General features: G+C 50.0%; 10 protein-coding genes. 6 read left to right on the top strand and 4 right to left on the bottom strand.

Going from position 1 to position 7,688, the window contains the following annotated elements:
* Positions 1–48 precede the first annotated feature (48 nt).
* The 4 genes from fusA to HMPREF0080_RS03775 form a co-directional block, all read right to left on the bottom strand.
* Entirely contained in the window at positions 49–2,121 is a 2,073-nt protein-coding gene (gene fusA, locus HMPREF0080_RS03760) for an elongation factor G (protein WP_040347119.1), read from the bottom strand.
* Positions 2,122–2,157: 36 nt separating this feature from the next.
* Positions 2,158–2,628, bottom strand: coding sequence for a 30S ribosomal protein S7 (rpsG, locus tag HMPREF0080_RS03765; protein WP_006789902.1), 471 nt, complete (start codon positions 2,626–2,628; stop codon positions 2,158–2,160).
* 49 nt (positions 2,629–2,677) lie between these two features.
* Complete coding sequence (gene rpsL / locus HMPREF0080_RS03770) at positions 2,678–3,049, bottom strand: 30S ribosomal protein S12 (protein WP_006789903.1); 372 nt, start codon at positions 3,047–3,049, stop codon at positions 2,678–2,680.
* A gap of 80 nt (positions 3,050–3,129) precedes the next feature.
* Positions 3,130–3,375, bottom strand: a complete 246-nt coding sequence (locus tag HMPREF0080_RS03775) for a ribosomal L7Ae/L30e/S12e/Gadd45 family protein (protein WP_040347123.1) — start codon at positions 3,373–3,375, stop codon at positions 3,130–3,132.
* 302 nt (positions 3,376–3,677) lie between these two features.
* Between HMPREF0080_RS03775 and HMPREF0080_RS03780 the strand changes: the two genes are divergently transcribed.
* From HMPREF0080_RS03780 to HMPREF0080_RS10020, 6 genes are all read left to right on the top strand, one after another.
* Positions 3,678–4,616 (top strand): metal ABC transporter solute-binding protein, Zn/Mn family, encoded by a 939-nt coding sequence (locus tag HMPREF0080_RS03780; RefSeq protein ID WP_006789906.1) that lies wholly within the window; start codon positions 3,678–3,680, stop codon positions 4,614–4,616.
* Between the two features lie 11 nt (positions 4,617–4,627).
* Positions 4,628–5,362: a metal ABC transporter ATP-binding protein gene (locus HMPREF0080_RS03785; protein WP_006789907.1), complete on the top strand. Its 735-nt coding sequence runs from the start codon at positions 4,628–4,630 to the stop codon at positions 5,360–5,362.
* A complete protein-coding gene (locus HMPREF0080_RS03790; RefSeq protein WP_006789908.1) occupies positions 5,359–6,240 on the top strand; it encodes a metal ABC transporter permease in 882 nt (293 codons plus the stop codon). Before HMPREF0080_RS03785 ends, HMPREF0080_RS03790 begins: the two co-directional genes overlap by 4 nt.
* 69 nt (positions 6,241–6,309) lie before the next feature.
* Positions 6,310–7,113, top strand: coding sequence for a metal ABC transporter permease (locus HMPREF0080_RS03795; protein ID WP_006789909.1), 804 nt, complete (start codon positions 6,310–6,312; stop codon positions 7,111–7,113).
* A gap of 3 nt (positions 7,114–7,116) precedes the next feature.
* Positions 7,117–7,341: a hypothetical protein gene (locus HMPREF0080_RS10705; protein ID WP_006789910.1), complete on the top strand. Its 225-nt coding sequence runs from the start codon at positions 7,117–7,119 to the stop codon at positions 7,339–7,341.
* Between the two features lie 125 nt (positions 7,342–7,466).
* Positions 7,467–7,688: hypothetical protein (locus HMPREF0080_RS10020; RefSeq protein ID WP_040347125.1), on the top strand; the 222-nt coding region annotated here is incomplete at its 3' end.

Genomic DNA, 7,688 nt, shown 5'->3' on the forward strand with positions numbered 1-7,688 from the left:
TCGTATTTTTCTTTTGCCATTTTTCATTTCCTCCAATACGCTTAAAATTTAGCCTTTTTCATTGATAACTTTTTCCGCTACGTTCCTGGGAACTTCTTCATAGTGGTCGAAAGTCATTGTATAAACGCCGCGACCTTGAGTCTTGGAACGCAAGTCCGTCGCATAACCGAACATTTCGGCCAGGGGTACAAAAGCATTGATATGTTCGGCGCCGCTGCGCATTTCCATGCCTTCCACGCGGCCGCGGCGAGAGTTCAGGTCACCGATAACGTCACCCATATAATCTTCAGGAACAACAACTTCCACTTTTACATACGGTTCGAGAAGAACGGGATCCGCTTTGCGGGCACCTTCTTTGAAACCTATGGAACCGGCAATCTTGAAAGCCATTTCCGAGGAGTCGACATCATGGTATGAACCGTCGAAAACGATAACCTTAATGTCCACCATCGTGAAGCCGGCAAGGACGCCCGTTTCCATAGCTTCTTTAACACCCGCTTCTACGGAACCGATATATTCGCGAGGAATAGCGCCGCCGACGATTTTGTTCTCAAATTCAAAGCCTGCGCCCGGCTCCTGCGGAACCAGTTCAAGCCAGCAGTCACCGTACTGACCGCGACCGCCGGACTGACGGACGAAACGGCCTTCCTGTTTAACGGTCTTGCGGATTGTTTCGCGGTAAGCAACCTGCGGTTTGCCGACATTGGCTTCGACTTTAAATTCACGAGCCATACGGTCAACGATGATATCCAAGTGAAGTTCGCCCATACCGGAAATAATCGTCTGCCCCGTCTCGGCATCCGTTTTAACTTTGAACGTCGGGTCTTCTTCAGCCAAACGCGAAAGGGCAACGCCCATCTTTTCCTGGTCGGCTTTTGTCTTCGGTTCAACGGCAACGGAAATAACCGGTTCGGGAAATTCCATCTTTTCAAGAATAATCGGCTTTTTTTCATCACAGAGCGTATCACCCGTCGTCGTGTCTTTCAGCCCCACAATAGCGCCGATATCGCCGGTGTAAGCGGTCTGGACTTCTTCACGATGGTTGGCGTGCATACGCAGGATGCGCCCGACACGTTCTTTTTTGCCCTTAGTCGAGTTAAATACATACGTACCCGCTTCAAGCGTACCGGAGTACACACGGAAGAATGCCAGTTTACCCACGAAGGGGTCGGCCATAATCTTGAATGCCAGAGCGGAAAACGGCTCGTTGTCATCCGCCTTGCGTTCGGCCGGTTCTTCCGTGCCGGGAACAATACCCGATACGGGAGGGATGTCCAAAGGAGACGGCATATAGTCGACAACGGCGTCGAGAAGCATCTGAACTCCTTTGTTCTTGTATGCGGAACCGCACAGCACGTAGACCATGGCATTTGTTACAACCGCTTTACGAATGGCTTTTTTCAATTCTTCCGCGGAAAGCTCTTCGCCTTCCAAATATTTTTCCATGAGAGCGTCGTCCGTTTCGCAGACGGCTTCTACCATGATTTGACGATATTCCTCAGCCCGGTCTTTCATATCGTCAGGAATATCGACGATATTGATTTCCTTGCCGAGGTTATCACCGTATACTTCGGCCTTCATGGTTACAAGGTCGATAATGCCGGTGAAGTCGTTTTCAGCGCCGATAGGCAGCTGAATGGCCACGGCATTCGCCTGGAGCCGTTCCTTCATCATATCGACACAATTCAGGAAGTTGGCGCCTGTCGTATCCATTTTGTTAATAAACGCAATACGCGGAACCTTGTAGTGTTCAGCCTGACGCCATACGGTCTCGGACTGAGGTTCTACGCCGCCTTTTGCGGAGAAAACGGCAACGGAGCCGTCGAGCACACGCAAGGAACGTTCAACTTCAACAGTAAAGTCAACGTGCCCCGGAGTATCGATGATATTGATACGGTGATCCTTCCAGTGAGCCGTTGTAGCTGCGGACGTGATCGTAATACCGCGTTCCTGTTCCTGTGCCATCCAGTCCATGGTAGCGGCACCGTCATGAACTTCGCCGATCTTATGGACACGGCCGGTATAGAAAAGGATACGTTCCGTTGTCGTGGTTTTACCGGCATCAATATGAGCCATAATGCCGATATTTCTTGTTTTTTCCAAGGAATATTCTCTTGCCACGATAATCTTCCACTCCTCAATAGTAGTACTTTAGTCTTACCAGCGATAATGCGCAAAAGCTTTGTTCGCTTCCGCCATCTTATGAGTATCTTCCTTCTTCTTGACGGCAGCGCCCGTATTGTTGAAAGCGTCCATCAATTCAGCGGCAAGTTTTTCTTTCATTGTGCGTTCGCCGCGTTTACGGGCATAGCCTACAGTCCAACGGATACCGAGAGAGAGCCGGCGGTCGGCCCGCACTTCAACGGGAACCTGGTAATTGGCGCCGCCGACACGGCGGGCACGAACTTCCAGGACAGGCATAACATTATTGAGAGCCTGTTCAAATACTTCCATAGGATCTTTATTCATTTTGGAACGGATAATATCGAAAGCATCATACACGATGGATTCGGCAATGCCTTTTTTACCGTCCAACATTACTTTATTAATGAAGCGCGTAACAAGTTTGGAATGATATACCGGATCCGGCAATACATCGCGCTTCGGCACGGGGCCTTTTCTGGGCATGTCTAATTCCTCCTTAAAATGTAAGTCATCAAATTACTGCGGGCAAATTTTATTTGCTCTTTTTAGCGCCGTATTTCGAACGGGACTGCTTGCGATCCGCAACGCCTGCGGTATCCAACGCACCGCGAACGATATGATAACGCACACCGGGAAGGTCTTTGACACGACCGCCGCGAATTAAAACAACACTGTGTTCCTGTAAATTGTGGCCAATGCCGGGAATATAAGCTGTCACTTCAATAGAGTTCGTCAAGCGGACACGGGCCACTTTACGCAAAGCGGAGTTAGGCTTCTTGGGCGTAGCCGTGTATACACGGGTGCAGACACCGCGTTTCTGCGGGCAGTTTTTCAAAGCCGGAGCAGTGGATTTTTTTACAGATGTCTGACGGCCTTTACGAACCAATTGGTTAATTGTCGGCATATGGGCACCTCCTCTCTAAACAATTAGATTTATATTGTAATCACCACGGGGCAATGCCCTTTATGATGATATTACCGAAATTATTTTAACAAACCGACGGCTGCCGCTTTGACTTTAATGCGGCAGGCAGTTCCCAGTTCCGCCATCGTATATTCCTCATTGACGGGAACCCCGATTGCGGCGGCACAGTCCGTCAGGGGACGAGTGACCTTTGTATCGCTGTCCCTGGCAATATACAAGGCGGACACTTCGTTCCGTTTCATCGCTTTCAAAGTCTGTTTGGCTCCGACCGTTTTCCTGGCCGCTTGCAGCACTTCCAAGCTCACGAAACTCACTCCTTACCCATGCAAATTAGACGCAGTGTACACTGCGACACTTACGTATTGTAGCATTCCCCTATTTGTCTGTCAATCCTTTTATGCCGAAAGTCTGCGCAAATTCTCCATTCATTATCACACGTACCCAAGTGTCCCTTTCTTAAGAGGTATTTAAAATTTACGGCAGAAAAATTTTTATTTTTCTTCTTTGTTATTTTATATTTGAGAGTTACTATCATTTATGATACAGTAAATAAAGCAACGCATACAGAAAAATTATTCAATATATTGTTTCAATTGAAGGAGGCTTTATGAACAAACGGATATTCACGGTATTTCTCATTTCGTGCCTGTCTTTGCTGCTGCTCACGGCCTGCGGCGGCGAAACGGCATCAGAGAAAAAAGCGGAGAAACTGCGTGTCGTTACAACCACCACCATGCTTGCCGATTTAGCCGTCCAAATCGGCGGTGCTGACGTAAACGTAACCGGTCTAATGGGGCCGGGTGTCGATCCTCATTTATACCAGGCGAGTGCGGGAGATGTACAAACATTGTCCGACGCGGAACTTATTATTTGCAACGGGCTCCATTTGGAAGGGAAAATGGGGGACGTGCTGAAAAACATGGAAAATCGGAATATCCCCGTTATTTATGTCTCCGACAGTCTTGAACCCGAACGCATCCTGACCTTTGAAAGCGGAGGCGTATCGGCGCAGGATCCTCACATTTGGTTTGACGTGGAAAATTGGAAAAAAGCGGCGGCGGCCGTAGAAAAAGGCTTAGCCGAAAAGGATCCCGCCCATGCCGCCCAGTATAAAGAGCGGAAGGAAAACTATTTACATCAGCTGGAAGACGCAAATGATTATATCCGTCGCAGAGCCGCCGAAATACCGGATAATTCCCGTATTCTCGTGACGGCACATGATGCCTTCCAGTATTTTGCCCGTGCCTACGGGTTTCAGGTACGCGGCCTGCAGGGAGTCAGCACGGCCTCGGAAGCGGGAACCCGCGATATGACCGATTTGGTGCAGTTCATTATAGATCATAAAATAAAAGCGGTCTTCGTAGAGTCATCGGTGCCTCATAAAACAATCGAAGCCGTACAGGAAGCCTGCCGGGCCAACGGCTGGGAAGTCGCCGTCGGCGGCGAGCTTTATTCGGATTCCCTGGACTCGCCCGACAGACCTGCCGGCACGTATATCGGCATGGTCAAAGCAAACATAGATACGATCGTCGATGCATTGAAATAAGGAGCCTTTCCATGAAATGGGCAGTAGAAATAGAAGATATGACCGTGGCATACGATATGCATCCCGTCCTTTGGGACGTGGACATGAAGGTGCCGCAAGGGGCATTGGCCGCCGTACTCGGGCCTAACGGAGCCGGCAAGTCCACTCTCCTGAAAGCGGCGCTCGGCCTTCTTACCGCAGTTTCCGGCAGGGTTAAATTTTATGTTAACGGTACATTGGCCGTTTTCAAAGAAGATAAAAAACAAATCGTCTATGTCCCGCAAAGCGGCAGTGTCGACTGGGATTTCCCCACAACCGTGCTGGATGTGGTCCTCATGGGGCGCTACGGGCATCTCGGCTGGCTGCGGCGGCCGGGGAAAAGGGACAAAGAAATGGCGTTAGCCGTACTCGAAAAAATCGGTATGGCCGATTACAGAAACCGGCAGATCAAACAGCTTTCCGGTGGGCAGCAGCAGCGAGTATTTCTGGCTCGGGCACTGGTACAGGAAGGGGAGATTTATTTTATGGACGAGCCCTTTAAGGGCGTCGATAAAAAAACGGAAGAAACTATCATCGCTATTCTTAAGGAAATGAAACATCAGGGCAAAACAGTCGTCGTCGTCCATCATGATCTGAACACGGTCCGTTCCTATTTCGACTGGGTAACACTGCTTAACGTGCGTACGATCGCTTGCGGCAGAACGGAGGACGTGTTTACCGCCGAAGCACTGAAAAAAACATATAATCTGCAAGAGGCCGCCCTATGATGTTATGGAACGAATATACCTTCCGTATCATTATTGCGGGAGCCGCCATTCTCGGCTTAGCGGCAGGAATTGTCGGCACATTCGCAGTACTGCGCAAAGAAAGCCTCGTAGGGGACGGCCTCTCTCATGCCGCCCTCCCCGGCATCGCTCTCGCCTTCCTGTGGACCGGTACAAAAGAAACGGGATGGCTGCTTTTGGGCGCCACTGTATCGGCCGTTCTGACATCATGGCTGATTACACTGACCGTCCAATATACGAAAATAAAATTCGACGCCGCGCTGGCCACGCTGCTGTCCTCCTTTTTCGGCTTCGGGATGGTGCTGCTTACATATATACAAAGTCTCAATAACGCCGCCCAGGCGGGGCTTACCAAGTTTATCTTCGGCCAGGCGGCTTCCATGATGCTTCGCGATGTATATATCACCTCCGGCACTGCACTGCTGATAATCCTGACCGTTCTGGTTTTCTGGAAAGAGCTTAAACTCATCGCCTTTGATACTGAATACGCGGAAACGCTGCAAATACCGGTTACGGCCGTTACCGTTATTTACAGAGCCATGTTGATCTTAACCGTTATTATCGGCATTCAAACCGTAGGCGCCGTTCTGATCAGCTCACTGCTCATCGCCCCCGCCGCAGGCGCCCGTCAATGGACGGACAAGCTCGGTACAATGACCGTGCTTGCCGGATTGTTCGGCGCCCTCTCCGGAATCGGCGGCGTATGGTGGAGCGCTTCCGTATCGAAACTGCCGACAGGACCCGCCATTATTATCATGTTGTCCGTCTTTGTCCTGACAAGCTTGCTTCTGTCTCCGAAGTACGGGATACTGTGTCGTCTGAAAAGGAGGCTGGCCGTTTTTCATGAGCGCGCAAAATGAGATTCTTTTGATCATTACTGTCACAGCCGTCCCTGCAGCATACCCGGCGTATTTCTGGTTCTGCGCCGTATGTCCATGACAGCCGACGCCATTACGCATACCGTCCTCTTAGGTATCGTTATCGCATATTTTCTTACCAGGGACCTGTCCTCTCCTCTTTTGCTCCTCGGCGCCGCCGCAACGGGAATTCTGACCGTCTGGCTGACAGAATTGCTTTACCGCACCAAACTGGTCACGGAAGACGCGTCTGTCGGCATCATTTTCCCGCTCCTTTTCTCCATTGCCGTCATATTGATTACTCTGTACGGCAATAATGTGCATTTAGACACGGATACCGTTCTCCTGGGAGAGATCGCATTCACTCCGTTCGAACGTGTTCACTGGGGCAATTACGATTGGGGACCTGCGGCGCTGTGGTCGACGGGGACCGTCTGCCTGCTTAATGCGCTTATTACAGGCTGCCTTGCCAAAGAATTCAAATTATCCGCATTTGATCCTCTGCTGGCGGCATTTTACGGGTTTCGTCCGGTATTATTGCACTATGTGCTGATGACGCTGGTCTCCCTGACTGTCGTCGTATCCTTTCAGGCAGTCGGGGCAATTTTAGTCATCGCCCTGATGATAGGGCCCGCCGCCATTGCGTATTTATTCGCCAAATCCCTGCAAAATATGCTCATTTACGCGGTCGTCATCGCAGCCGTTGCCGCCGTGAGCGGTACAAAAGCCGCTTTTTTTCTGAACGTGTCCATTGCCGGCACGGTCGCTTCCGTTATCGGCCTGCTCTTCATTATGACCATCATTACGGCGCCGCGCATCGGTATTGTGGCTAAAATACGCCGCAGGAGGTATTTACGTATCCGCTGCGGTGAATAGACTATGTTGTTCCATGTCTTTACTCATCAGGATACGGCCGAAGCCGTCACGGAAAACGGCACGGGCACTATACATGAGCATCTGTACTGGTCTCCCTTGTTTCTCAGAAAGATCGCCAGACGTCTTATAAAACAACAGCTGCTGATCACGGAAGACGGGATCTATAAATTGTCGGAAAAAGGACTGAAGCGGATAAAAGAATGCAATATACTGAAACCGGTCGATTAACGGACACGGCCGCCAAGAAAACCATGTGAGGCCGCATAAGTCATAAACCGCAATATAAAATACTACGCAAAAATAACAAAGTAATTCGGAATATATGTTATTTTATGCAGCAACAGGAGTGTATTATGAAATTGGAACCGATAAAACGCCAACGCTTGATTGTATCGTTTATTATGACAACACTTACGTTGACATCGGGGATTTCCCTGCAGGTAAGGGCGGCGACCGATGAAGCCGACACTACGTATTACACACAGAATGTCGTCATCACCTCCTCCGCCATGACCGATCCGTTACTTACCTCCACAAACCCGCAAAAGCCGCGGCAGCCCGTACCGGCTGCCGAC

It is taken from the genome of Megasphaera geminata F0357 (assembly GCF_000239275.1).
In the GTDB taxonomy this organism is placed as follows: Bacteria; Bacillota; Negativicutes; order Veillonellales; family Megasphaeraceae; genus Megasphaera; species Megasphaera geminata.